We start from the raw sequence: 24,833 nt of genomic DNA on the forward strand, positions 1-24,833 counted from the left end.
CTGTTTTTTTGGGGGATTTCACGCTTGCCACAGAAGCAATAATGGTTACCAAAACAAAAAAAGAGCCCATCTTGAGGGCTCTTTTTTATTGGCAACACGGTTAACGTGTTTAAAGCGTTTTCAACAACTCATCCACCGCGCGTTTTAACTGTGGATCCACATTTTTAGCTTTATATGCGGGTGGATTGAACACTTCGATATCAGGCTGTGCCGGGGTAAAGTCCATGTTAGCGTCAGACTCTTTAACCCACCACCCTCTAAATGGCATTCTGATAATCGAGCCATCAACAAGGCGTTCAGCCCCGGTACTAATAACAGCGCCAAACGTGGGGCGACCAACCAACTTGCCAATACCTAACGATTTATAGGCATGCGAGAAGATTTCGGCATTTGAGTAGCTGTTTTCGTTACTCATAGCAATGGAAGGCTTGGTCCACGCCGATAACGGTAAGCGCTCAGAGTAGGGATATTTGTCTCTGAACTTTTTCTTATTTTCGTCAAGGTTGTCTGTGGCACCACGAGGAATCGTGTAAGCATGCTGTTCAACGTTTAATACCGCCATCAGGTAGTCTGTTGTCCAGCCACCGCCGTTGTAACGAACGTCAATGACAATCCCTTCTTTACCGTAACCAGCAGCCATGAGCTCCCGTTCGAAACGTTCAAAGCTGGTCCAGTTCATACCGCGAATATGCAAGTAGCCCAAACGGCCATCAGAGTATTTCTCAGTCATTGCACGGCGTGTGTCGACCCAGTTGTCGTACTTTTCGTCACTAAGGCTGGTGGTTGGCCAGAGTATGACTTCAGTATCTTGACCGTTGCGTTGCACGTTCAGCAAAACGCGTTGGTTGGCGTAGCCATTTAATGCCGCATAAAAGTTGATGTCGCTGACCGGCTGCTGATTCACGTGAGTAATCACGTCATTCACTTGCAGGCGGCTGTCATCGCGTGCCGCTGGACTATTATTCAGCACGGACGCAACCGAGAGTCCTTCGTTGGTCGGTAAGAGCTCGACGCCGACTAAGCCCGTCCGTGTCTTTTGCGTCTGCTTTTGGTTTTCACCGCGGTACAAGCCCATATGACTGGCGTTGACCTGGCCAAGCATTAAATTGAAAATGTACTGGAAGTCTTCTTTGGTTGATGCCTTCAATGCCAAAGGACGATACTTTTCCTTTAGCTCCTGCCAGTCATTGCCATGAAACTCCGGATCATAAAACCCGGCATCGAGTGCTTGCCATGCCTCATCGAAGATTTGTGCGCGCTCGGCCATATGCTCAATGTTTTGCTGCGACACGGTCGTTAACGTTTCGGACTCGTCTTTTTTCGTATTAACTTTGACCAGTGTGTCGGAGTTCGTCAGCGCGAACAGATGCTTTCCGTCATCGCTCAACGACAAGTCACGAGGTCGTTTATCGCCCTTAATGACAAGCTTTTTATCCTCTCCATTCCACTTAATTTTGAACAGGTCCCGATCCATTTCAAAATTCTGACGGCCTGCTCCGCCAATGGCGTAATAGACATGCTCGCCTTTGTTATCAAAGGCTAAACCCGTCTCATTACCGGCAAAACGAGTGACCTGAACCAGTCGTTCATAGATGCCATCTAAGTCAATTTGCATCGGTTCGACGACTTTATCCGCAGTTTCTGAGTCATCTTCGTCTTTTTTGGTCTCAGCGGGTTCTTCTGCAAATTCATCGCGCTTCCACTCTTCTTGCGAGCGTTGCCAATCACTTTCTTTTAACCAGGCAAACCAGATATCGTAGTCGCCATTGTTTCGCATTGACGTAAAGCCCAGCTTACTGCCATCGGGCGACCAAACAGGACTGTAATCTCCCCGGGGGTGCATGCTGACATTGACGGGCTCTTGCGAGTTGTCTGCAGGATGAATAAAGATCTCACTGTTAAACGATAAGTCAGAGATAGCATAAGCGAGCCAGTTGCTGTCTGGTGACCAGCTTACATCATTGGGGGTCGCCCACCCGTCTGACAATACCGTCTGGTTTGTGAAGGATTTGTCTTCGGCAACGTCAACGACAATCAGCTTACCGCGGCCCTCACGATAGGCCACTTTTTTGCCATCAGGAGAAACCAGAGGCTGGCGTTCTTGCGCGTCGGTGCGTGTAACAGGTGTTACGGAATGCTTCAGCGATTTAAACAAGTTCGGCTCTTCAGCGTCCGCTGATTTCACAGCAAAAATATCGTTTTGGCCGTCACGGTCAGACACAAACAACAGCGTATTATCGTCAAGCCAGGTGACATCTCTGTCTCGCGCCGCTCCAGTTGTTAGCCTGACCGAGCGATTGTCGTCTTTGTCGTTGCGCTTCACAAATAAATCACCACGGACGGCATAAGAAATCAGTTTGCCGTCAGGCGACACGCTGTATTCATCCAGTGAGTTAGTCGTTGATTTTGTTGTGACAGGGTCAAAGCGAAAGTCCGTAGGAATCGAGAGGTCGAGCGACGTGCTTTGACCTTCCGTAATCATTTTAACCTTATCGGCTGCCTGATAAACAAGATGGTTTGCTTGCTTATCAATACTAAAGTGCTCAACACCAAACTCGCTCTCATTAGTGACTTGCGTTGCCTTGCTAGCGTCGAGTTTTTGCTTAAACACGTTGTATTTACCTGCACGAGCAGAGATAAAGTACAGCTCGTTATTGCTCGACCACTTAGGCATAAAGTCATTGCCATCAAAGTCGGTTAGCTGTTCGTATTCACTGGTTTCGGTGTCATAAATCCAGATGTTGCGATTGGCAGGGCCGCGATAATCCTCACGTGACACTCTGGCCGTACTGCGCACAAAGGCAATCTTTGTGCCGTCTGGAGATACCACGGCATCAAAGCCCAGAGCGTCCATATAACGTGATTCGGTTGCGTCACTTGTCGGAGCTATACCATAGACTTCCCACTCGCGTTCAACTTCAGCGTATAAACGGCGAGTATTAAAGAGTACTTGGTTATCGTTGCTAAACCCTAAAACCCGATCGGGGGCACTGTGATAGGTTAAGCGATCGGGACGACCGCCCTCGCTTGGCATGACAAATACATCATCATTACCAAAGCGGTCACTGCTAAATGCGATAGAGCTGCCGTCTTTTGACCATTTCGGTGAGCTTTCATAGCCTTCATGAATGGTTAAACGGTCTGGATTGGTGCCCGATGTCGACATTGTCCAAATATCGCCCTGGTAACTAAAGGCGATTTGCGTCCCATCAGGACTAATCTCGGGTTGCATAATCAAAGGTCGTTCTGAGGTACCATTAGACGCAGATGCGCCAAATGCCGCAGAAACAAGGAGGCTTGTGACCAAACGTTTCATAGTAAGTTGCCTGTTTTAGTTAGTATTGTTCCTAAGGTAATACAGGCAACTTAATCTATTTGGTTTACATATTCATGCAGAGTCGTTAGAGCGACAACGAAAAGCGATAGAGTGCTACTGATGTTTGTGGTGCGTTAAAACAGTTGTGTAATGCCCAGCAAAATAGTGCAGCGTTCGAGATATTAGAGATAATGCCGCAAGAAGAGTTCAACCTGTTCAATCGTTTCGAGTTGTCCCGCTTGCGCTTGCTGAACAATCTGATGTTTAAGAGGGTGATCGCTGGTTTCTTCAAGGGCACTCAAGTTAGAAATAATATGGGCTAGAGCAGCATGAATGTTTCCTTCAAGCAAATAAAACTGGCAGCTTTGCACGATGCCGCTTATGTAATCATCGATATGCTCGTCTTCCATTCTTAGCCCTGCATGTAATTAAAGATGTCGCGTTCTGCTTCGTCTTGAAAATACTTAGATAAATTCAGCCAATACTCACCACAATCTTGTATGTTGTCGTCCTTGTCGAAGCGACATATTTCGTATATCGGCTTTCCGGAAAAGGGCTTACCGTAAAATTTAGGTCGGTATTGGTAAGAGTACCCATAGAGATTAGAAAGCCCCTCTTTATCAATAAAGGTCACCTTAAACGTATCATTATTATCAACACGTCTCGCATGTACGGTTGTCAGCTTTGCCGGAAAATCTTTCGACTTTAATAACGCCGTGAACTGATAAGGGCCGATTTCCTCCACCAACGTAATATGGATAAGATCAGCAGGTACTTGAGGGTGATCAAGTTGACCGTATGAACCAAACGCCTTTTCTGCTTTTTCTACGCTGCTTTTCACCACTCGTTTGGCTAGTGTTTGCTGAGACTTGGAGAGTTCACCCGCGACTTTAAACTCTAACAAGTCTTCATATTCATAGTAGTGCAGCGTAGAAGAGACGACTCTTGCTTTGCCAGAGGTAAATACGTGTAAAACCTGCCTCTCCGTTAAGTTTACAGGATCCATGTATTTTTCATCCCCCTCAATTTGCTCTAGCAGAGTATGGGACAGGCAAACGCGAAACTCAGTATAGGGTGGTTGCTTTAGGCACAGGGTTATTGTGCCGTTTAAATAGACATCAATAGGGTACTGGACGCCCGAGGTTGCTTCGACGTATCCCGTAAAGACCCCGGAGTCCTCAATGTTATCAATATAAACGGTTTGGTTGGTTATGGAGTTTGATAATAACGTAGCTTGCTCGGCTGGTTGAGGCAGACCGGTTTTGCTTTGCATAGCGAGCGTTGTAAAACTGATAAGATAGATAAAACTCGAGCACAGGGTCGTGATGTAACGCATTGAAAGCTTCCAACTCTTAATTTTTATAAGAGTTTAGTCGAGTGTTATGAAAAAGTTAAGCTTAACGCGTACTAAAACAGCTGCGTAATGCCCAGCAAAATAGCGTAACGACCCGATTTACTGACGAAGACCAGAATCAAGAACTGCCAGAAGGTGAGTCGAAGCATACCGGCAATAAAGGTAAGAGGATCGCCAATAAATGGCGCCCAGGCCATCAACAGCGACCACTTACCGAAGCGTTCAAACCAGCGATGACCACGGGCGAGAGATTTTGGTTTGAACGGAAACCAGCGGCGATCCTGATACTGCACCAAAAAGCGGCCTAAAACGTAATTAACCACAGACCCCAGCGTATTACCAATTGACGCCAGCCACCATATTGCCCAGACGTCATAACCCATCTGCTGAGCACCGACGACCACAAACTCAGACTGCGCGGGTAGTATTGTGGCGGCGAGAAACGCCGTTAGAAATATACTTAAGTACATTGGGCCATAGTTATTTTCAGTAGCTTACATCCGTCAAAAAAAGTATAACGGACAGGAGGTTGCTCGCCAGGCGGGTGTTATGTCTGCGTCGCAGCTTCAGCAATGGGCAGGCCGCAGTTCATAAGCGGCCATACCCTGTCTAATTAAAGACCCTGCTAACGCTTTTCTTTTTCTAATAAATCTAAGAAAAAAGCGTACTCCAGCGCCGTGTTTTTTAACCGTGCAAAACGGCCCGAAACACCACCGTGACCAGCTTCCATTTCTGTTTTGAACAGCAATAAGTTGTCATCGGTTTTGTAGTCGCGCAGCTTAGCAACCCATTTCGCTGGCTCGAAATATTGCACCTGAGAGTCATGCAGGCCTGTGGTCACCAAAAGGTTAGGGTAATCTTGCTTCTTGATTTGGTCATAAGGCGAATAAGACAGCATGTAGTCATAGTACATTTTCTCTTTAGGATTTCCCCACTCATCAAACTCATTAGTGGTTAGCGGGATACTTTCGTCCAGCATGGTGGTGACAACATCGACAAAAGGAACATGTGCAGCAACACCCCGATATAACTCGGGAGCCTGGTTAATTACAGCACCCATGAGTAAGCCGCCGGCACTTCCGCCCATGGCAAATACTTTGTCTTTTGCCCCATAACCTTGCTCAACTAAAGCTTTAGTCACATCGACAAAGTCATTAAAGGTGTTTTTCTTGTTTAGTTTTTTGCCGTCTTCGTACCAAGGGCGGCCAAGCATTTGTGAACCACGAATATGTGCAATAGCAAAAACGAAGCCGCGATCTAATAAACTCAGACGGTTACTGCTAAAGCTGGGGTCAGAGGTAGAGCCATAAGACCCATAACCATACTGATACAGCGGGTTGGTACCATCTTTGTTGAACTTATCTTTGCGGTAAACCAACGTTACCGGTACTTCTGCGCCATCACGGGCAGTCACAAATAAGCGTTCAGAGGCATAATTTTCGGCGTCAAAGTCGCCAAGTACAGGTTGCTGTTTTAATAGTGTCTTATCTAAACTATTAAGACTGACATCATAATGACTACCTGGGGTCGTCATACTGGTGTAGTAAAGGCGTAACGAGTCGTTGTCGAGCTCATTATTACCGTATAAGTAAAGCGTGTAAGCTTGGTCGCGGAAGGTTAGTTGTTGGTCGTTATTGGTATCTAGGTTGCGAACAAACACCTGAGTTTGACCGCGCTGGCGTTGTTTGTAAACCAAATGCTCGTCGAACAATTCAATATCTTCCAGGCGAGTATCGGCTTTGTGAGGAATGACTTCTTCCCAGTTCTGCTTGTCGCCGAGTTGGTCTGCGCTTACACGCATCAGGCGGAAGTTCACGGCGTCCAGATTGGTTAATACATAATAGTCGCTGCCGTGTTTGGCAATGCTGTATTCCAGTCCATCTTCTCTTGGCACAAACTCAACAGGCTTGGCGTTTGGATCGTTTGCGTCAATGAGCGAAACCCCAGATGACTCTGTGGCATCGTGAATAATATAAACTTTCGAATCGTCTTTGCTCTTGGCTATGCCAGTATAGAAGGTCGTATCCTTCTCTTCATAAACGAGTTCGTCTTCTTGTTGCTTGGTACCGAGTGTATGGCGGTAAACTTGGTAGCCTAATAAGGTTTGAGGATCCTTTTTAATGTAATAGAAGTGCTGACCATCGTTGCCCCAGACAATACTGCCTGACGTGTCTTTAATCTGGTCAGGGAGCAGTTCACCTGTTTCCATATCTTTCAGTTTGATCTGATACATACGGCGACTGACCGTATCTTCGCTGTAGGCCATCACTTTGTCGTCTGGGCTTATAGCGAGTGTACCTAGCGAGTAATAGTCTTCACCTTCAGCAAGTTTGTTGACGTCGAGCAGAACTTGCTTGTCAGTACCTTCGAAGTCGGTGCTTCTAACGTAAATTGGGTATTCGTTGTCGCCACGCATTTCAGTCGAGTAAAAATATTCGCCGTCGCGTGTGGGTACTGAATTATCATCCTTCGCTATCCGGCTTTTCATTTCTTCAAATAGCGTTTGCTGTAGCTGTTCTGTGTGAGCCAGTTTCTGTGCTGCATATTCGTTTTCAGCTTCGAGATAACGGAGAACTTTAGGATCTTTGCGTTCGTCGTCTCGCATCCAATAATAGTTATCGATGCGAGTATGACCATGAATGGTCATTTCGTACGGTATTTTTTCTGCGACAGGGGCTTGCACACTGTCAGAGCGAGAGCTTTGGCTCGCCGGTGAGCATGCCTGGAGGAAAGCCGCACCCAAAAAGGCAATATAAAGTGCTTGTCGTCTATGCATTGGAATTTCTCTTTGTGATTGTTGTTTTTTAATTAAGTTAGGTAGCAGTCGGTTCATTACCCGGTCGCTAAAACCGCTCTATTTCGACCGCTTTGCTTCGCTTTGAAAAGCGCTTCGTCTGCGCGAGTCAAATCATACTGGTAGTCCGGATGACCAGAGTAAACGGAGATACCGATACTGACGGTGACGTCTATTGTTTGTCCGTCTAATAATTGAAAACTTTCTTTGAAAACGGCCGCTCGTATTTTTTCCGCTAACATTTGCGCTCTTTTCTCATCAACATCGACGAGTAAGACCATGAACTCTTCACCTCCGAGCCGAAACGTATAATCCCCGCTTCGTGTGGTATTCGTCAGTAAAACAGCCAGTTGCTGTAAAACACGATCGCCGTTGTCATGACCATAGGTATCATTAATTTTCTTGAAGTGATCAACGTCTATAATGAGTGCGGCGTATTTTTCTCCGCGTCGTCGCGCCATCTCAAGTTGCTTTGACATAACGGCCGGCAGAAACTTACGGTTAAGTAACCGGGTAAGAACGTCTTTTCCTGCCTCTAGTTCTTCACTTCTTTGGAACAGGCTATCAACGCAATAAAGCACGTTTTTCAACGCCGCCCGTAATTCGCGTATATGCTTGATGGTTGGGCGTGCATCACCTTCTAACGTTGGAAGAAGGTTGTTATCGATATTCTCCATTTGCTCCAGCACCTGGTTACATTCCGGCGCTCCCTCAAAGGCATGCAGGCCTTTGTGACGGAACCAGAGTCCAAATTCGGACTGTGTAATGCGCATGACTTTATTTTTACCATCGGCTTCAGCATACGAATAAAGCAATTCATTTTCCCAATCCAGCAATGCTGCACGCTGAAACTCTTTCTCGCGACCGATATTTTGGGTAATTGAGAACAGTCGGTATGCCTCTTCTTCTCGGCTATTTCGCTCACTGTTTTTATGATACGCAATTGACATGATCTCTAAGGCTGTATCGATAAGCTGTGAAAAGAAGTTAAAATCTTCAATTGATGGAGAGTGTCGATTTAAATATTCCTGCTTCAATACTCTGCCGCCTCTTGAAACCAAATGTACGGGGATATTAATTCGACCGTGTACTTCGCCGATGTGAAGCTGGGTCTGAATGGTATTATCCAGGTCTTCCTCTCCCACATTTGGATCGAAAAGCTTTGTGAGCCAAGTTTGGAGTGAGCCTTTAAGGCGTGTCTGTACGACTTGGTTGTCTAAATACTGAGAGGCCTCTTTATGAGAAAGCATCACCTCATAAAAAGATTCAGCCAGTTCCGCTTTAATCTGACAGACGTTTCTCGCTATCTGTTGACGAGTTGACTGAGTCACGCTACTCAGCGTGACGGCGTAATCCTGTTTTAGCTGATCAAGAAACATCTATTACTTTATCCTTAACAAATTTTAAGCTGGTACTGCATTGTAAAAAGCTCAAGCGTATTGAAACTCAAATTTACCATGATTCCAGCCTGGTTATTACTCTTCTTTAGCCGTCGATTTAGCGATGACGTTTTAACCGTTGCCTTGCACATTTGAAAGGAACTTTGATCTAAATCATATAGCCTTACTTTTAACGTGGTTATTATGCAGTTTGTCGCAATCAATTAACAATTTATTAAAAAGATGGCTAATTTTTATACGTTTTTTTGACAATTTGAAGTGCGCTGAATACTTCGCAGCTTTGGGATGCCTTTATGAAACAAAATCTTCCAGTGACGGGAGTAGAGCAAGAGTTTTCTAATAGAGCGAATATTTTATCAACGACGAATTTAAGAGGGCAGATATCCTATATAAATCAGGACTTTGTTGACATTAGTGGGTTTTCCCAAGATGAGCTGATAGGTCAAAGCCACAACATCGTCCGGCACCCAGAAATGCCTCCATCCGTTTTTAAAATGTTTTGGTCCGATTTGAGAGCTGAACGGTCATGGATGGGTATCGTAAAAAACCGGTGTAAAAACGGTGACCACTATTGGGTTGATGCGTACGCAACGCCCATTAAAAAGAATGGAAAAATTGAGGAGTATCAGTCGGTCCGTCGCAAGGCTAAACCTGAGTTTGTTGAACGAGCACAGGCGGTATATTCCCAAATCAACAAGGGTAAAAAAACCTGTTGGCACTAAGCCTGGTGTATCGCTAAAAACAAAAATGCTTTTGTCGTTTTTGGCCATGTTATTATTGCCTGCTCTTTGTTTTCTTGTGTTTTTTGACGAACGTTTAGTTTTCTTAACAACCCTGAGCGCGTTGCTCCTTATTGCTGCCTATATTTGGATTTCTGTTCGCCCTGTGTTGGCTGCAATAGACAGCTTAAAGCCGATGGCATCAGACGACATTGCTCGCTACGTGTACACGGGACGCTAGGATGAAGCCGGAACTATTTTACTGAGCATTAAAGCTCTACAATCGGAAAATGCGGCGTTGATTGGACGGATTAATGATATGTCAGACACACTGAATGACAATGCTGCGAGTCTCAGTAGCGCTATATACCAGTCTGAAACCGTTACCACGCATCAGTTTGAACAGACGGAGCAGGTGGCTACTGCCATTGACGAAATGTCGGTTAGTATATCCGGAGTGGCGCACAGTGCAAAAGAAACATCATCGGCATCGACAAACGGTTTAGATAAAGCGCGACATGGGCAAGAGATTGTCGATATAAACGCTGCCGCTATTCATGAATTAAAAGAGCAAATAGCGCTCGCCAGTGCGGTGATTAATGACGTATCAAAAAGTAGCTCTGATATAGAACAAATTCTCGATGTTATTCTTGGCATTGCTGATCAGACCAACTTGCTCGCTCTGAATGCCGCAATTGAAGCGGCCCGAGCTGGGGAGTCTGGGCGAGGGTTTGCGGTTGTTGCCGATGAGGTTCGGTCGCTGGCTAATCGAACGCAAGACTCAACGATAGAAATAAGGGGAGTCATTGAAAAGTTACAAGCTGGGGTTAAGCAAGCAGTGGATGTTATGGGACAAGGCGAGCTCATGGCGCAGTCCAGCGTAGAAAAAAGCCAACAAACCGCAAGTTATCTTGAAGAGATTGTGGATATTATCAATACTATCTCAACGATGAGCAATCAAATTGCCGAAGCGGTGACAGAACAAAGTGAGGTAGCGCAGAGTATTGGCGAGAGTATTTCGGCCATTAAAACCAGCTCAGAGCAAAACCTTGAAGCGGTTAAAATGAATAGTGGCGTTGCGAATAGCACCGTCGGCATAACACGGCGTCTTGAACAGTTGACGTCTCAGTTTTGGGACTCTCAGCAAAAGAGCTGACGGTTTCATCCGCTAAACGTGCGCGTATGGATTTTGATAAAACGAAAGGGAAAGCATACTTTGAGTAAGACTGACCGCCGTATTCAGTTGGTGAATACGATGAATGAAGACGGTTTTATACAGCAAATACTCGACTCAATACGGCATCACATGAACATGGACGTCGCGTTTATTGCTCGCTTTACTGAGCATGATCGATTGATTGAGTTTACCGCAACCGAGGAAACAAACGCTGATCCGGCTATTAAACCAAACGATAGCAGCCCGAAAGACGAGACGTATTGTCAGAAAATAGTGAGCGGTGAAATGCCCGGTATTATCCCTGATACCTCTACAAACCGTATCACTCGCACTTTACCGGTCACCAAGAGTCTCAATATAGGCGCCTATATTGGGGTGCCTATATTTACCGATGGCTGTGAACTGTACGGAACCTTGTGTTGTTATAACCATTCCCCTAATGATGGCTTAAAAGAAAGTCACAGCGCTTTTTTGAATATGATGGCCGACTTTATAGGACACATTTTTAAAAAGCGGCTGGGTGATGCTGTTCTTCAAAACGAAGCGAGAGAGCAGGTTGAAGAGGTACTGGCTGACCAAAAAGTGTCGATTGCTTATCAAGAAATTAAATCGTCCCAGGAATCCAGTTTACGCCACTTTGAGGCACTCGCACGGTTTAATACAACGCCTTACCTCCCTCCTAATGAATGGTTGGATAAAGCCGAGTTGGTCGGATTATCTGACACGGTTGAGTTATTGATTATTAAGCAAATACTGAATGAACTGCCGGTATTAAAGGAACGAGTGGGAGAGTGTTGTGTATCGATTAACACAACACCCGCTTTAATCACTAGTGGTGCGCTGGTTGAGCTATTGGCCGACGCCTCGCCGAAAAATATCATTATAGAGGTCACCGAGCACTCTGAAATAGACGACTACACGTTATTTGCTGACGCGTTAATGCCTCTTGTTCAACGTGGTTTTAAGATAGCCATAGACGATGTTGGTGCCGGCTTTTCAAGCTTACGGCACATACTGGAAATAAATGCGTCCATTATAAAGTTGGACATGAGCCTCGTTTCAAATATTCATCAGGATAATAAAAAGCAGTCATTAGTTGCCGCCCTCGTCGCATTTGCGCAGATGTCTGATTTACGTATTATCGCAGAGGGCGTGGAAACTGAAGGTGAGTATAACCAACTTAAACAGCTTGGAATAGAGTACTTCCAGGGCTTCTATTTTTCGCGGCCAAGTGCGCTATCCCAATAAATCGGCAGTTAGCCCCCATAAGGTAATGTACCCTGGGGGCTCAAATACACGCGGATACTTTGCTGCTGATTAGTCTAGTCGCGATAATGCGGCCACGAGTTCATCAATTAACGTATCGCTTTCTTGAATGACATTGTTTATTTCCGATGCGGCTTGTGACGAGCTATTGGCTAGGGCTCTGACTTCATCGGCAACAACGCTGAACCCTCGTCCGGCATCACCTGCTCTAGCGGCTTCAATTGCGGCATTCAGAGCCAGCAAGTTGGTCTGATCAGACAAACCGTTAATGGTGGTGACAAACTTTGTAATACGCTGCGTTGAGTTAACCAGTTTTGTCGATGTTTCCTTTGTTTTTTCCTGTGCTCGGTGACGTTCCGTAATATCAACACCGAAAAATACCAGTTTAGAAATGTTTCCATCGCGATCATTGATGCGACATAAACGCCCATCAATTGAGCGGGAGTCTCCATTAGGTTCTTTAAATTGAACCTTCTGTTGAGCGAGCCCTTTTTCTATGCTGAGTTCGACGACATCGTCATTTAGAGAGCGCCATAAATTTTCCGCGGCTTCTTTCGCGTTGCCACTGGTGCAGGACTGATTAAACAATTCATTAATGTCTAACGGTTGCCCATCAGCTGAATACTCAATAGTGACCAGCGCAGATGCCATCGCATCGGTTTTTGCATAGTACTCGTCCCGAGCCAACTTGTTTTCGGTAATGTCGGTTTGAATAGAAATATACCGACTTATTTGACCATCTTCGAATACTGGGCTTATCGATAAGCTTATCCAGTAAGCATTTCCTTGTTTATCGTAATTCAGTATTTCCTCATAGGTAACTTCTTTGGAGGCGATAGCTTCGGACAAGCGCTGGACAGTTTCAGGATCGGTTTGCTGCCCCTGTAAGAGCATTTCTTAGACTTAAAACAGCTCTTGTTTACGGCTAAGACGTTAAAATAAGTTGTCTACCAAGGACATCGGCCTGAGCGGACAAAAGTTAATTCAAAAAATAGTCTATGTACTTGGTAAGCCAAGCTTTATATACCTTACAATCGATGAAGCCCGTGAGGACTTTAAGTCCTGTGATATCGCTTTTGAGTGCATAGGCTAGTTATGTCTATGATTTTATTTTTCTGTTTTACGCTTTTTATTTGAAGAAAGCTCATAAAAATATGAAAGTTTTTAATGAGGCCCCCCACTATAAGTTGTATGCCTTGAGTAACCGCTTTTCATGAGTGGTTCTGCTTGAGATTATCATTGGTTTTATAGTCGAGACGGCCTAGCAGCCGGTTGAGCCGGTTCAGTATGCGTGAGTTTTATCGAAAAAATTGAGATACTTATTAAGTTATGTTCTAAGCAAGGTAGCCTCATGCCCTACGGAAAATACCAAAACCTTCCTTTAACTGATCGCCTCATGATGATGCTTGAAGCCACTCAAGCAGGAACATGGGAATGGAATGTGCAAACAGGCGAGTGCTATTTTAACGAGCGCTGGGCTGAAATTATCGGTTATACGTTAGACGAGTTAAAACCTATTACCATTGAGACTTGGATAGACCACGTCCATGCGGAGGATGGGAATAATTCGGATAAACTGCTTAACGAACACTTTGATGGCAAACGCAGTTTTTACGAATGCGAAGCGCGAATGCGGCACAAAGATGGGCACTGGATTTGGGTACGAGACTATGGGAAGCTTGTTTCCCGCACAAAAGATGGTAAACCTGAGTGGGTGGTTGGCACTCATATAGATATTAGTGGACTAAAAGAGCTTAGCCAGCGTTTTGAAGCTTTTGCGGATCTCTTACCTGGTGTGGTCTATCAATATGAACAGCATCCCGACGGCAGCTCACGCTTTCCATTTGCCAGCCAGGGTATGAAGCATATATATGGCGTTTCACCTGATGCAGTTAAACATGATGCGTCACCGGTGTTTAAAGTCATCCACCCAGATGACTTGCCTCGCGTAGCAAAGACAATTACGGAGTCTGCTAAAAGAGGTGTTGACTGGATTTGTGAGTATCGAGTTATTCACTCTGGCATGATTCGATGGGTTTTCGGACACGCTCGTCCGCAATCTGGCCTTGATGACTCTACATTATGGTATGGGATGATCATCGACATTACAGGTCGGAAAAAGCTTGAGCTAGAGCTCGAAAAAAGCCAGGCCAACTTAAAACTAGCCCAAAGAATAGCAAAAACGGGCCATTGGGAAGCGAACATGGACTCGGGTGAACTATATTGGTCGGATATGGTTTATGAGATTTTAGGTTATGAGCCAGGTGAGTTGGAACCCTCTGTAGAGTTTTTTAGAAGTTTGGTACCTAACGAGGACATAGCCGCAGTTACCCGAAGTGAGAAGAAAGCCCAGAAGACCGGAATTCACGACGTTCAGCACAGGATGAGAACTCGAGACGGTAGCCTAATTTGGGTGCATGAGCTTGCAGAGCTTCAAAGCGACGGTATTACGTTGGTTGGAACGGTTCGTGATATTACTGAACAGAAAGAGCTGGAATTAAAATTAGAACAGCAAGCTGTTATGGATCCTTTAACGCAAATAGGAAACCGGCGAGCATTTAATAAAGCTTTGGATAGAGAGTTTAGTCGTTATTACCGTTACAAAACGCCGCTATCATTAATTAGCTTCGATCTCGATCATTTTAAGCGAGTAAATGACACATTCGGTCATGCTGCGGGTGACAAAGTGCTTTTAGAAGTTACTACGGCGGTAAAGTCAGAGCTTCGTAAGGAGGATGTTTTCGCTAGGGTCGGGGGGGAAGAATTTACTGTGTTGCTTCCGGATACAGGTGAAAATGAAGCGCTGCAAGTGGCTGAGAAAATAAGAACCCTTATTGAAGGATTGAGCATTAATTACGAAAACCAGACCATTCGAGTGACTGCAACATTTGGTCTGGCAAGTGTTTCTGGGCAAGTCGTCGATCAGGAGCATTTGCTGCAGATAGCGGACAGAGCATTGTACAAAGGCAAGACTAGTGGCCGAAATGTGGTTGTTTTGGCTGACGAAAGCTTGATTGAATCCGCTGAAAGTTAAGTGTTTTTCGGGGCGGTGTTTAACCGCCCCCTATCGTTTACTTATAGTTCTTGCTTAGTCGGACGAATAACCATTTCATTTACATCAACCTCGCCGGGTTGTTCAATAGCAAAGGTAATAGCTCTGGCTATCGAGTCTGAATCAATGGCGTCATTGTATAAATCATCTGCCATTTCTTTCGAATCTTTATGCGAGATATGATCCGTCAACTCGGTGGCTACTGCCCCTGGGGATATATTGGTTGAGCGAATTTGGCCATTAGATTCTTGGCGAATGCCTTCGCTAATCGCTTTAACAGCGAATTTGGTTGCACAATAAACTGTGGCGCCAGGGAATACGACGTGGCCAGCGACTGATGATAAGTTGATGATATGCCCGCTTTCTTGCTTACGCATAGTTGGTAACACAGCACCAACACCGTACATAACGCCTTTAATGTTCACATCAATCATCTGATCCCATTCGTCCACTTTGAGCTCATCCAGTGGAGCCAGTGGCATTAGACCTGCGTTGTTGACCAGCACATCAATGCGTCCAAACTCGTCGCGGGCAGCATTTGCCAAGGCCTCGACTTCGCTTCGTTTAGTGACATCAACGGTCTTATAAATGGCTTCACCGCCACTGTTTTTAATGTCATCAACCAGCTGTTTTAATCGCTCTTCACGGCGTGCGCCCAGAACCAGCTTAGCTCCCTTTTCGGCCAGCATTTTTGCGGTTGCTTCACCTAAGCCACTGCTCGCTCCGGTAATTACTACTACTTTTCCAGCTACTTCAGACATAACGTTCTCCGTTGCTTAAATATGTATTGAGGTAATACGGTTTTTGCAGTTTTTGGATTACCTTTCCTGTGGCTTTAGGTAGCCGACATCATTGTTTTAAGTTGATATCTAAGCACGGCCGAGGTACTTTTGCCGACTCTTTCACTCAATAATAAGCGTTTATGCAACGGCTCACTAACTGGTTAAAAACGCTCAGTGCTATTCCTTTGGCGCTGGGAGTTATATTTCTCGTCCTTTTACCCTCAGTTTTACTGTCGATGCTGGTAGTTGGCGTGTTCGACTTGTTGTTCCTGGAGCTTACCTGGATGTCCTGGAAAGCCTTTTGGTGGGTATTGGGCACTTGGTTTGTTTTGGCGTTTTTAATGGTAGCGAACAGTTCGGATAAAATCTTATTCGGTTTGTGGCGTTAATAACTAGCGCCGTTGGAGTAAAATAATCCGGTTGCTGACTATTTCAATGTCTAGCGCAAATTGTTTTGCTATCCAATGCATAGTTTTGGGCGAATAGAAACTAACATGTGTCGGATCGTTTTTATATTGCCACTGCTTAAAGAATTCGGGCGATTCTCTGGTAAACATGGATGTCATAATACCTAGCCACCCACCACGTTTGACTAAGCTAACCAGTTGGGGCCAGGCATCACTGGGGTTATAGAAATGTTCGACAACTTCCGTACTGGTGACAAAGTCGTATTGACGAGTCACCTTGTTCTTGTCTGGGGCATAGTAAATGTCGTATACCGACATACTCATGCCATATTCTTCCATCATCAGGTTAAGAACGGGGCCGGGTCCACAGCCAAAATCCAAACCTTCCATACCAACCGAAAGTTTATCCAGAAGTGGCGTCGCAAGCTGGTTTAGAAATTGACGGTAGCCATCGTCATTAGGGTCGTTCTCATGAAAGTCATAAATCGTTTTTTCGTCGCTATCGTTCAGGTAACTGTCGGGGGAGGCAAAGACTAAATCACACTCAGTACAGCGAAAGTAAGAGCGTTTTTTGTCTTCACAAAAGAAGACTGAAGGTGAGTGACATAAGGTGCAGTTCATGCGTTTATGGTATGTGAGTTTGAAGTTTTGTCAAAAGCAGGCTCGATCTTTTCCTTTCTTTGAGCTGTATCTATAAAACCTATTAAAGCAAACGGTATGTTGCCTTGGAGTAGTTGGCGAACCGTTGCTATAACTAATACAACGATAATTAACAGTTCACTTGAAAAAAGGAAGACGTAATGAGTAGCTCAAACGGTGGCGGTAAATGCCCAATCATGCATGGCAGCATGACGTCTGAAAAGAAAACGAACACCCATTGGTGGCCTAATTCACTGAAGCTGGAAATTCTGCGCCAGCACGATACTAAGTCGAACCCGATGGGCGAAGACTTCAATTACGCAGAAGAATTCAAAAAAATTAATTTAGAAGAATTAAAGCAAGACTTAAAAGATCTTATGACCGACAGCCAGGACTGGTGGCCGGCCGACTGGGGGCATTATGGCGGTTTAATGATTCGTATGGCTTGGCACTCGGCGGGCTCTTATCGCTTGGCCGATGGCCGCGGTGGCGGCGGCACGGGTAACCAGCGCTTCGCACCTATTAATAGCTGGCCAGACAACGTTAGCCTGGACAAAGCGCGCCGTCTGTTATGGCCAATCAAGAAAAAGTACGGCAATAAACTGTCGTGGGCAGATTTGTTCATTTTGGCCGGCAATATGGCTTATGAGTCTATGGGTCTTAAAACCTTTGGTTTTGCCGGTGGTCGCGAGGACATTTGGCACCCTGAGGAAGACACATACTGGGGTAGCGAGAAAGAATGGTTAGCGGAAACGAAAAACCGTTATAGCTCTGATGACGAACGTGAGTCGCTGGAAAACCCTCTGGCCGCAGTGCAAATGGGCTTAATTTATGTGAACCCGGAAGGCGTTGACGGACAGCCGGACCCAGCGCGCACTGCAAAAGACGTGCGAGAAACCTTCAAGCGCATGGCAATGAACGACGAAGAAACCTGCGCGTTAACGGCGGGCGGTCATACTGTCGGTAAATGCCACGGCAATGGCAAAGAGGAGAATTTAGGCCCTGAGCCGGAAGCGGCAGATGTTGAAGAACAGGGCTTTGGCTGGCGCAACAGCGGCGGTAAAGGCATGGGTCGCGACACTGTGACCAGTGGCATTGAAGGTGCCTGGACCACAGAGCCAACTAAGTGGGACAACGGCTACTTTTATTTGCTGTTTAACTACGAGTGGGAGCTGAAGAAAAGCCCGGCTGGCGCGTGGCAGTGGGAGCCTATCGACATTAAAGAGGAAGACAAGCCTGTCGATGTGGAAGACCCGTCTATTCGTCACAATCCTATTATGACTGACGCTGACATGGCCATGAAAGTTGATCCGGAATACCGCAAAATTGCGGAGAAGTTCTACAAAGATCCGGAGTACTTTGCGGATGTGTTCGCTCGCGCCTGGTTTAAGCTGACGCACCGCGACTTAGGTCCAAAAGACCGTTATTTAGGCCCTGATGTGCCGGAAGAAGACCTGATTTGGCAGGATCCAATTCCAAAAGTGGACTACACCCTGAGTGAAGCGGAAATTGCCGACTTAAAAGACACGCTGTTAAATAGTGGCTTAACCTCTTATGAGCTTATCTCCACCGCATGGGACAGTGCTCGCACTTTCCGGGGCTCAGATTTCCGTGGTGGTGCAAACGGTGCCCGTATTCGCTTAGCACCGCAGAAAAACTGGCACGGTAACGAGCCGGAAAAACTGCAAAAAGTGCTGGAGAAACTGGAAGAGGTGCAGTCATCTCTGGACAAAAAAGTCAGCATTGCAGATTTAATTGTTCTGGGGGGTACCGCAGCAGTTGAAAAAGCCGCGAAAGAGGCGGGCTACAACATTACTGTGCCGTTTGCTCCTGGTCGCGGCGATGCCACAGACGAGCAGACTGACGCAGAAAGCTTTGAGCCACTGGAGCCATTGCACGACGGCTATCGTAACTACCTGAAGAAAGACTATGAAGTTCCGGCAGAAGAGTTGATGCTCGACAGAACGCAACTCATGGGCTTAACAGCGCCGGAAATGACGGTTCTTGTCGGTGGCATGCGCGCTTTAGGTGCGAACTACGGCGAGTCTAAGCACGGTGTATTTACCGACCGTGTTGGCGTATTAACGAATGACTTCTTCGTCAACCTGACCGACATGAACAATGTCTGGAAAAAAGCTGGTGACCACTACGAAGTTCGCGACCGCAAAACAGACGAGCTTAAGTGGACCGCCAACCGTATTGACTTAGTCTTTGGTTCAAACTCTATTCTGCGTTCTTATTCAGAGCTTTACGCTCAGGACGACAACCAGGAGAAGTTTGTGAAAGACTTTGTGAAAGCCTGGACTAAAGTCATGAATGCCGACCGCTTTGATTTAGCTTAAAGGAGGAAGCATGTCGAAAGTTCTATTAATTACCGGTGCCTCAAGCGGCATCGGTGAAGCTACGGCGCGTAAAGCGGCACAGGAAGGCCTGAAGCTGATATTAACCGCTCGCCGAAAAGACAAGTTGGATGCGCTGGTTGAAGAGTTTGGCTCTGACAACGCTGTTGGTATTGCCGCTGATGCGGGTAACTATGATGAGCTTGAGCAGGCTGTTAAACAAGGCGTCGATAAGTTTGGTCAACTAGATGCGGTGTTCGCCAATGCAGGAACCGGTGTTTCAACGCCGGGAACGGAAGAGGGTGACCCGGACGAGTGGAAGCAGATGATTGATGTGAACATTAACGGGCTTCTTTATACCGCGAAACTGACCTTGCCGCATTTACGCAAAACGACGGGCCACTTTTTGATGACGGGCTCTGCTGCCGGACGTATTACGCTGAAAGGCTCGGTTTATGGCGCCACCAAATGGTTTGTACACGGTTTTGCACAGAACTTAGCCGAAGAAATGAAAGAATGGAATGGCCGCTGCACGACCATAGCCCCAGGTATGGTGAATACGCCATTCTTTGATGAGCCTAAGCCGGACAAGCTGGATCCGGATGATGTTGCAGACGCTGTGCTTTACGCAATAAACGCAAACCCGCGTAACTGTGTGCGTGAAGTGTTCTTAATGCCGGCATATTAACGGGCAAGTCTTAACGCCTTGTTTTGACATACTTTCTCCGCCCCCTCATAATCTCAGGCAGATACGAAGGGGCGGAGAATCATTAATGACAACCGAAAGTAAGGATACGCAAAAGCCCCAAACATCAGGGAAACGACTGCTTTTGTTCGCGTTGCTGTTCATTGCACTTACAGCCGCTGGTTTCTACGCCATTTATAATAACTTTTCTAACCGTGAGCTTACCTTCGACTTCCGGCTGTTTGCCCCTGAAGTTATCAGCCTGACGATTTTGTTGTTAATTGTGTATTTCGCCGCCGACGGATTACGACTTTATTACACCTTAAGAGCGCTGGGTTACCGAATACCCAAAAGCGCAATGACTAAGTTAGTGTTCATTAATATCTTTTTCTCGAATATTACTCCTATGGCTACCGGTGGCGGTTTCGCACAGGTTTGGTTTTTGCACAGGCACGGGGTTCCTATTGGCAGGGCGACCGCCGCAACCACCATACGAACGGTGCTGGCCATTTTCTTTATTTTTTCGCTGACGCCTGTGTTTTTACTGACTTTAACGCCCTTGCAAAACGAAGCCTTTATCAGTGACATTGGTGGCGCACTGGCTGTGTTCATTGTGTTGTATTTGGCTTTTTTCGCTATTGTTTTGCTTAGAGCACATTGGCTCATTGGGCCGTTAAGTAAGTTATTTCATGGCTTGCATAAGTTGCATTTAATGAGCGAGTCACGGCATCAGCGCTGGCAATACAAGGCTCGTCGGGAAATGCTGCGTTTTAGTCGAAGCTTTGCAGAGTATTGCCGTGGTTCAAAGTCAGCTATTGCGTTGTCGGTATTTTTCACCGCCGTGTTCCTCATCAGTTTATTCAGTTTTCCTGCGCTCTTAATGTGGGGGCTGGGCTACGATATAAATTACTTAGTGAGCCTTGGCTTACTGGTGGTGACTACCTTCATTATGTATTTCGCTCCGACCCCTGGGGCATCAGGCATATCAGAAGGTGTGTTCGGCAGTTTCTTTAATGAAATCTTGGCAAGTAATCATTTATTATTAGTTACGTTCAGCTGGCGCTTTTTGACGATTTATCTGGGAATGATCGTCGGTTTAATGGTATTGCAAAGGTATCTCGTTAAATCTGCTCATAAACAGGATGTATCATGACAAAAACCAAGCTTTTAAAAATCCTGTTTTATTTAAATATCGCCATTATTGTTGGCCTTATTGGCTATAAGGTTTACTTAAACCTAGTTACCTCAGAGTTTAAAGCGGAACACACCGATCAACTGGCTGCCATTAGTGCTCGTCTGGAAGGTCAGGACAGTTATAGCTTTGCGGTTGTCGGCAACATTAATAACTCGGTAGGAATATTCGAGCGCCGCATTATTCCTATGCTTAATAATGAAAACATCGACTTTCTGATATCTGCCGGTAATGCAGTGAGCAGTGGCGGTGAAGACAAGTACCGAGCGATACGGGGCACTTTGTCCCACCTGGAAATGCCTTACTTGCTTACGTTTGGTGAAAATGAATACGAGGAATTTGGCAGCTTCCGTTTTTATGACCATTACGGCCCGCATTTTTTCAGTTTTACAGCCGGTAACAGCCGCTTAATATTCTTGGATAGCACGGGTAAAACGCCTTGGCAGTGGCAGCTGCGTTGGCTTAACGACATTTTAAAAGCCGATAACTCCAAGCATCGGTTTGTGTTTATTGGGCATCCTCCTATGGAGCCCGCAGAAGAGTTTATTCTTGCGGAAGAGGATGACTATTTACAGCCCATCGAATTTCGTCACGCACTACAGCAGACACTCAGCAACCATGGTGTCGACAGGGTGTTTTCGTCAAACATATCCATTTATTCCGAGCGAGAACATAACGGCATCCCCTATATCACGACCGGTGGTGCTGGCGGGTTGGTATTGAATCAGGACGAGAGTTTTTATCACTACGTCAAAGTGACCGTGAACGCGGATGGTTCGGTCGACCACTCAGTTCAAGAACTGGAGATTGGCCAGCATCCGATACTAAAACAACTAGAGAGCTTTTGGTTTTTCATCCACTCGTTGTTTTACGTGGGCTATTTAAACTTCATTTTATTAGTGGCGGTGTTTCTGGTTATCAGTACCAAGCTCTATAACGCTGTTTTTATAGGAAAGGATTACTATCCGGACTATGACATTGATGCCGACCCATGGTTAAACCGCCACCTGAAAGTAGCCATGTTCACCAACAACTACCTGCCGTTTATTGGTGGTGTACCTATTTCCATAGAACGTTTGCGCTGCGGGCTGGAGAAGCTTAAAGACACAGTGCTCATTGTGGCGCCGCGCTACAAGAAAACACGAAAAAAAGAAAAGAATGTCATACGCATGCCGTCCATTTTCTCGTTTGGTGAAAAAAGTGAGTTTCGCTTCGCCAATATCTTTTCGTCTGCGGTGCGCAAAAAAGTCAAAGCCTTTAAGCCGGATATTATCCATGTGCATCATCCGTTTTGGATAGGTTCACTGGGTGTTTACATGGCTCGCCGCTTGAAAGTGCCGGCTGTTTATACGTATCACACGCGGCTCGAGCATTACGCGCACTTTGTGTTTTTACCGGGGTCTCTGTTTCGTAATATTATTGCGCACTTTCTAGTGCGTCGATTTGCGAACAAGTGTGATGCTGTCATTGTGCCAACCGACTCAACCGAAGAGTACCTGCGCATGATAGGGGTGACAGCGCCAACTTATGTGCAGCCGACAGGCATTGAATACGACCGCTTTCAGCACGTGGAACCAGCGCAAGTTGAGAAGCTTAAAAAGCGGCTGAAAATAAAAGATGAAACGGTTTTTGTGAGCGTGTCGCGACTCTCTAACGAGAAAAATATCGATTTTATGATAGACGCGCTGGCAGAGCTCAAGAAGAACACCGACAAGGCGTTCCGGCTATTAATTGTGGGTGATGGACACCAGAAGCAGCGATTACAAGCGAAAATAGACGAGCTCGGTTTAACGGAAACCATTCAGCTGGTGGGCTCGGTAGCGCCTGAAAATATGGCCAACTGGTATCAGCTAGGAGACGCCTTTTTGTTCGCGTCTCAGTCGGAAACGCAGGGCATGGTTATTTTAGAAGCTATGGCTGCGGGCTTACCGGTTGTTGCGGTTCGCTCTAGTGGCATCGATGACGTTGTGGAAGACGGATTTAACGGTTATAAAACGCCTGCTAAGCAAGCGGTTTGGTTGGAAAGAGTTGAGCGTATCCTTAATGATGAGAGCTTGCGTAAGGAGCTTTCTGACAATGCTGAAAGTTTTGCCAAAGCCTATTCAGTAGAGCGCTTCAGCCAGGATGTTCGCCATATTTATGCCGAAACCCTGGCTCGTTATCATGAAGCAAAGAATTAAAGAATATGATTCCCGAAAACTAATAACTCACAGACTATTACCGCTGACGTCAGTATTAAGCGAATGCGGTAATAACCCATGTAAGAGGTCATGGCTGAGCTTCTCGCCAGTTTCTGCTCGAAGAAAAGCAAGGTCGCGAATCCGGCCATCTGAAGACCTAGTGACCAAGCGGATGAGTCCAGCAATAGGGTTAGCCAGGCAAGTATGGCAAAAGCGTTGCTTAGAACCAGTAGCGCATTAGAGGGTTCGCTCTCTGCTCTGTGCAGCGCTCGGCCCCACAGCACACCACCGAGAAACGTCAGAATAATCGCACCGTAGGTAATGAGTAGATCAAGTGGTTGAAAGCCGAACAGTGATGTCACCTGCATAAGCTCCGCCAGCGAGCTAACGATAAAAGGAATGAGCCCGAGAAACCCGAGTGTGTATATCAGTTTGTTTTTGGCTGTGTTCATGGCAAGCCTCAATTATTGGAACTTTTAATTTAGATTCTAATTTAAACTTTATCAAAGTGACCTTCCAATACTTACGCTGGAAGGTCACTTCTTAGTTCACTGAGGCTAGCTGACTTAAAACATACAGCCAGTTTCCGGAACGTTTATCGTTCTGCCATTATTAATAAAGAAGCCTCCAAAACAGGGTTTCTTTTCTTTAGCTGCGACTCTATCGATTCCGCGGAAAATATAGAGAGTAGGGAACCCTTTGCTTGCTTCTATTAAAGCATTGGTCTCTTCTACATAGTCCATACCGAGTAGAGTAATTTTGTCCTGATAGTCTTTTGGTGTGTCATTACCCCAGATCTCTTTTCCTTGATATTCGGAAATATCGTCTAACTGCCTAACTAACATTAAGTTTTGGCTGTTGGTTCTGATACTGCCGTCATCAAGCGTATATTCCTGCACCGCCTTTCCTTCAAAGTAATCGAAAAAGAATCCAGCGCCTGAAAACTCAAACTTGTGAAAGTTATATTTTTCGCCCTTACCTGACTTATCGTAAATATCCGCCAGTTTTAGCCAAAACGCACCTAAACTCTCGTTAACGCAGTCTCGGCTTGTGCATTTGTCATCAATATGGAAAAAGTAATTATAAGTCCACTTGTGGTGGCGCATTCCCTTGTTGGTTAACGAATCTAAAACGAATGAGGTAAGAGCCATTCCATCGACAAAGCTACCCGTTCCAGCCCATACACCGGTATCGGCGAAGAAAATTGCAGAGCCAGCTAAACCTGAGCCAACAATAAGGTCAGAAGTACTTCCGCCTGTACTGTTAACCTCATTCAGGTTTTGCTTTTCTACCAACAGTGCGTTTTCGTATAGTTCGGTGTGGTCGCTAAGATTTGTAGCCACCATCAATTCAGCACCTTCGGAAAATTCAAAATTGTCAGGTACAGATGAACAGCCAGAAAGAAAAATAACAGATAAAAGAAAAAGCTTCGCCTTTGACATCATACTTCCTTTTAACAAAAACAAGTTATCCCCTTCTGAGGAGGAGAGTAATTTAAAAAGTTCTCGGAGAGTTATGCATCTTGGTTTGA

At 45.7% G+C, this 24,833-nt stretch carries 20 protein-coding genes; 9 read left to right on the forward strand and 11 right to left on the reverse strand.

The features are described 5' to 3' along the window. Positions 1 to 109: 109 nt before the first annotated feature. The 6 genes from UM402_RS00600 to UM402_RS00625 all read right to left on the reverse strand — a co-directional run bounded on the left by UM402_RS00600 (position 110) and on the right by UM402_RS00625 (position 8,843). Complete coding sequence (locus tag UM402_RS00600) at positions 110 to 3,316, reverse strand: S41 family peptidase (protein WP_058576520.1); 3,207 nt, start codon at positions 3,314 to 3,316, stop codon at positions 110 to 112. A 182-nt stretch (positions 3,317 to 3,498) separates the two neighbouring features. Continuing rightward, on the reverse strand, positions 3,499 to 3,726 hold the full coding sequence (locus UM402_RS00605) for a hypothetical protein (RefSeq protein WP_058576521.1): 228 nt from the start codon (positions 3,724 to 3,726) through the stop codon (positions 3,499 to 3,501). Between the two features lie 2 nt (positions 3,727 to 3,728). Beyond that, positions 3,729 to 4,652: a hypothetical protein gene (locus UM402_RS00610; protein ID WP_058576522.1), complete on the reverse strand. Its 924-nt coding sequence runs from the start codon at positions 4,650 to 4,652 to the stop codon at positions 3,729 to 3,731. 71 nt (positions 4,653 to 4,723) lie between these two features. Next, positions 4,724 to 5,140 carry a YqaA family protein gene (locus tag UM402_RS00615; RefSeq protein ID WP_058576523.1) on the reverse strand — a complete coding sequence of 139 codons (417 nt, stop codon included), beginning with the start codon at positions 5,138 to 5,140 and terminating at the stop codon, positions 4,724 to 4,726. Positions 5,141 to 5,295: 155 nt separating this feature from the next. Then, entirely contained in the window at positions 5,296 to 7,446 is a 2,151-nt protein-coding gene (locus tag UM402_RS00620; RefSeq protein ID WP_058576524.1) for a S9 family peptidase, read from the reverse strand. A gap of 56 nt (positions 7,447 to 7,502) precedes the next feature. Continuing rightward, on the reverse strand, positions 7,503 to 8,843 hold the full coding sequence (locus UM402_RS00625) for a GGDEF domain-containing protein (RefSeq protein WP_058576525.1): 1,341 nt from the start codon (positions 8,841 to 8,843) through the stop codon (positions 7,503 to 7,505). A gap of 314 nt (positions 8,844 to 9,157) precedes the next feature. On the opposite strand from UM402_RS00625, the gene UM402_RS00630 reads away from it, so the two are divergent. From UM402_RS00630 to UM402_RS00640, 3 genes are all read left to right on the forward strand, one after another. Beyond that, positions 9,158 to 9,586, forward strand: a complete 429-nt coding sequence (locus UM402_RS00630; protein WP_058576526.1) for a PAS domain-containing protein — start codon at positions 9,158 to 9,160, stop codon at positions 9,584 to 9,586. A 316-nt stretch (positions 9,587 to 9,902) separates the two neighbouring features. Beyond that, a complete protein-coding gene (locus tag UM402_RS00635) occupies positions 9,903 to 10,739 on the forward strand; it encodes a methyl-accepting chemotaxis protein (RefSeq protein WP_058576528.1) in 837 nt (278 codons plus the stop codon). Between the two features lie 60 nt (positions 10,740 to 10,799). Then, positions 10,800 to 12,008, forward strand: coding sequence for an EAL domain-containing protein (locus UM402_RS00640; protein WP_058576529.1), 1,209 nt, complete (start codon positions 10,800 to 10,802; stop codon positions 12,006 to 12,008). Positions 12,009 to 12,077: 69 nt separating this feature from the next. Here UM402_RS00640 and UM402_RS00645 read toward each other — a convergent pair whose 3' ends face one another. After that, positions 12,078 to 12,920 (reverse strand): methyl-accepting chemotaxis protein, encoded by an 843-nt coding sequence (locus UM402_RS00645; protein WP_058576530.1) that lies wholly within the window; start codon positions 12,918 to 12,920, stop codon positions 12,078 to 12,080. A gap of 457 nt (positions 12,921 to 13,377) precedes the next feature. Between UM402_RS00645 and UM402_RS00650 the strand changes: the two genes are divergently transcribed. Next, complete coding sequence (locus tag UM402_RS00650) at positions 13,378 to 15,060, forward strand: sensor domain-containing diguanylate cyclase (protein ID WP_058576531.1); 1,683 nt, start codon at positions 13,378 to 13,380, stop codon at positions 15,058 to 15,060. A gap of 41 nt (positions 15,061 to 15,101) precedes the next feature. Here UM402_RS00650 and UM402_RS00655 read toward each other — a convergent pair whose 3' ends face one another. Then, entirely contained in the window at positions 15,102 to 15,839 is a 738-nt protein-coding gene (locus tag UM402_RS00655; protein ID WP_058576532.1) for an SDR family oxidoreductase, read from the reverse strand. Between the two features lie 161 nt (positions 15,840 to 16,000). Here UM402_RS00655 and UM402_RS00660 point away from each other — a divergent pair, with 161 nt between their 5' ends. Beyond that, positions 16,001 to 16,249 carry a hypothetical protein gene (locus UM402_RS00660; RefSeq protein ID WP_058576533.1) on the forward strand — a complete coding sequence of 83 codons (249 nt, stop codon included), beginning with the start codon at positions 16,001 to 16,003 and terminating at the stop codon, positions 16,247 to 16,249. 3 nt (positions 16,250 to 16,252) lie between these two features. On the opposite strand, the gene UM402_RS00665 is transcribed toward UM402_RS00660, so the two are convergent. Next, complete coding sequence (locus UM402_RS00665) at positions 16,253 to 16,888, reverse strand: class I SAM-dependent methyltransferase (RefSeq protein ID WP_058576534.1); 636 nt, start codon at positions 16,886 to 16,888, stop codon at positions 16,253 to 16,255. A gap of 179 nt (positions 16,889 to 17,067) precedes the next feature. Between UM402_RS00665 and katG the strand changes: the two genes are divergently transcribed. The 4 genes from katG to UM402_RS00685 all read left to right on the forward strand — a co-directional run bounded on the left by katG (position 17,068) and on the right by UM402_RS00685 (position 23,302). Continuing rightward, positions 17,068 to 19,248 (forward strand): catalase/peroxidase HPI, encoded by a 2,181-nt coding sequence (gene katG, locus UM402_RS00670; RefSeq protein ID WP_058576535.1) that lies wholly within the window; start codon positions 17,068 to 17,070, stop codon positions 19,246 to 19,248. A gap of 10 nt (positions 19,249 to 19,258) precedes the next feature. Beyond that, positions 19,259 to 19,933, forward strand: coding sequence for an SDR family oxidoreductase (locus UM402_RS00675; protein WP_058576536.1), 675 nt, complete (start codon positions 19,259 to 19,261; stop codon positions 19,931 to 19,933). Positions 19,934 to 20,018: 85 nt separating this feature from the next. Continuing rightward, on the forward strand, positions 20,019 to 21,083 hold the full coding sequence (locus tag UM402_RS00680; RefSeq protein ID WP_058576537.1) for a lysylphosphatidylglycerol synthase transmembrane domain-containing protein: 1,065 nt from the start codon (positions 20,019 to 20,021) through the stop codon (positions 21,081 to 21,083). Continuing rightward, on the forward strand, positions 21,080 to 23,302 hold the full coding sequence (locus UM402_RS00685) for a glycosyltransferase (RefSeq protein ID WP_058576538.1): 2,223 nt from the start codon (positions 21,080 to 21,082) through the stop codon (positions 23,300 to 23,302). The genes UM402_RS00680 and UM402_RS00685 overlap by 4 nt, the downstream gene beginning before the upstream one ends. Here UM402_RS00685 and UM402_RS00690 read toward each other — a convergent pair. Both UM402_RS00690 and UM402_RS00695 read right to left on the reverse strand, forming a co-directional pair. Next, positions 23,299 to 23,754, reverse strand: coding sequence for a DUF3429 domain-containing protein (locus tag UM402_RS00690; RefSeq protein WP_058576539.1), 456 nt, complete (start codon positions 23,752 to 23,754; stop codon positions 23,299 to 23,301). The genes UM402_RS00685 and UM402_RS00690 overlap by 4 nt on opposite strands. 114 nt (positions 23,755 to 23,868) lie before the next feature. Next, a complete protein-coding gene (locus tag UM402_RS00695; protein WP_322295367.1) occupies positions 23,869 to 24,768 on the reverse strand; it encodes a hypothetical protein in 900 nt (299 codons plus the stop codon). Between the last annotated feature and the right edge of the window lie 65 nt (positions 24,769 to 24,833).

This window comes from Idiomarina sp. OXR-189 (assembly GCF_034373425.1).
Lineage (GTDB): Bacteria > Pseudomonadota > Gammaproteobacteria > Enterobacterales > Alteromonadaceae > Idiomarina > Idiomarina zobellii.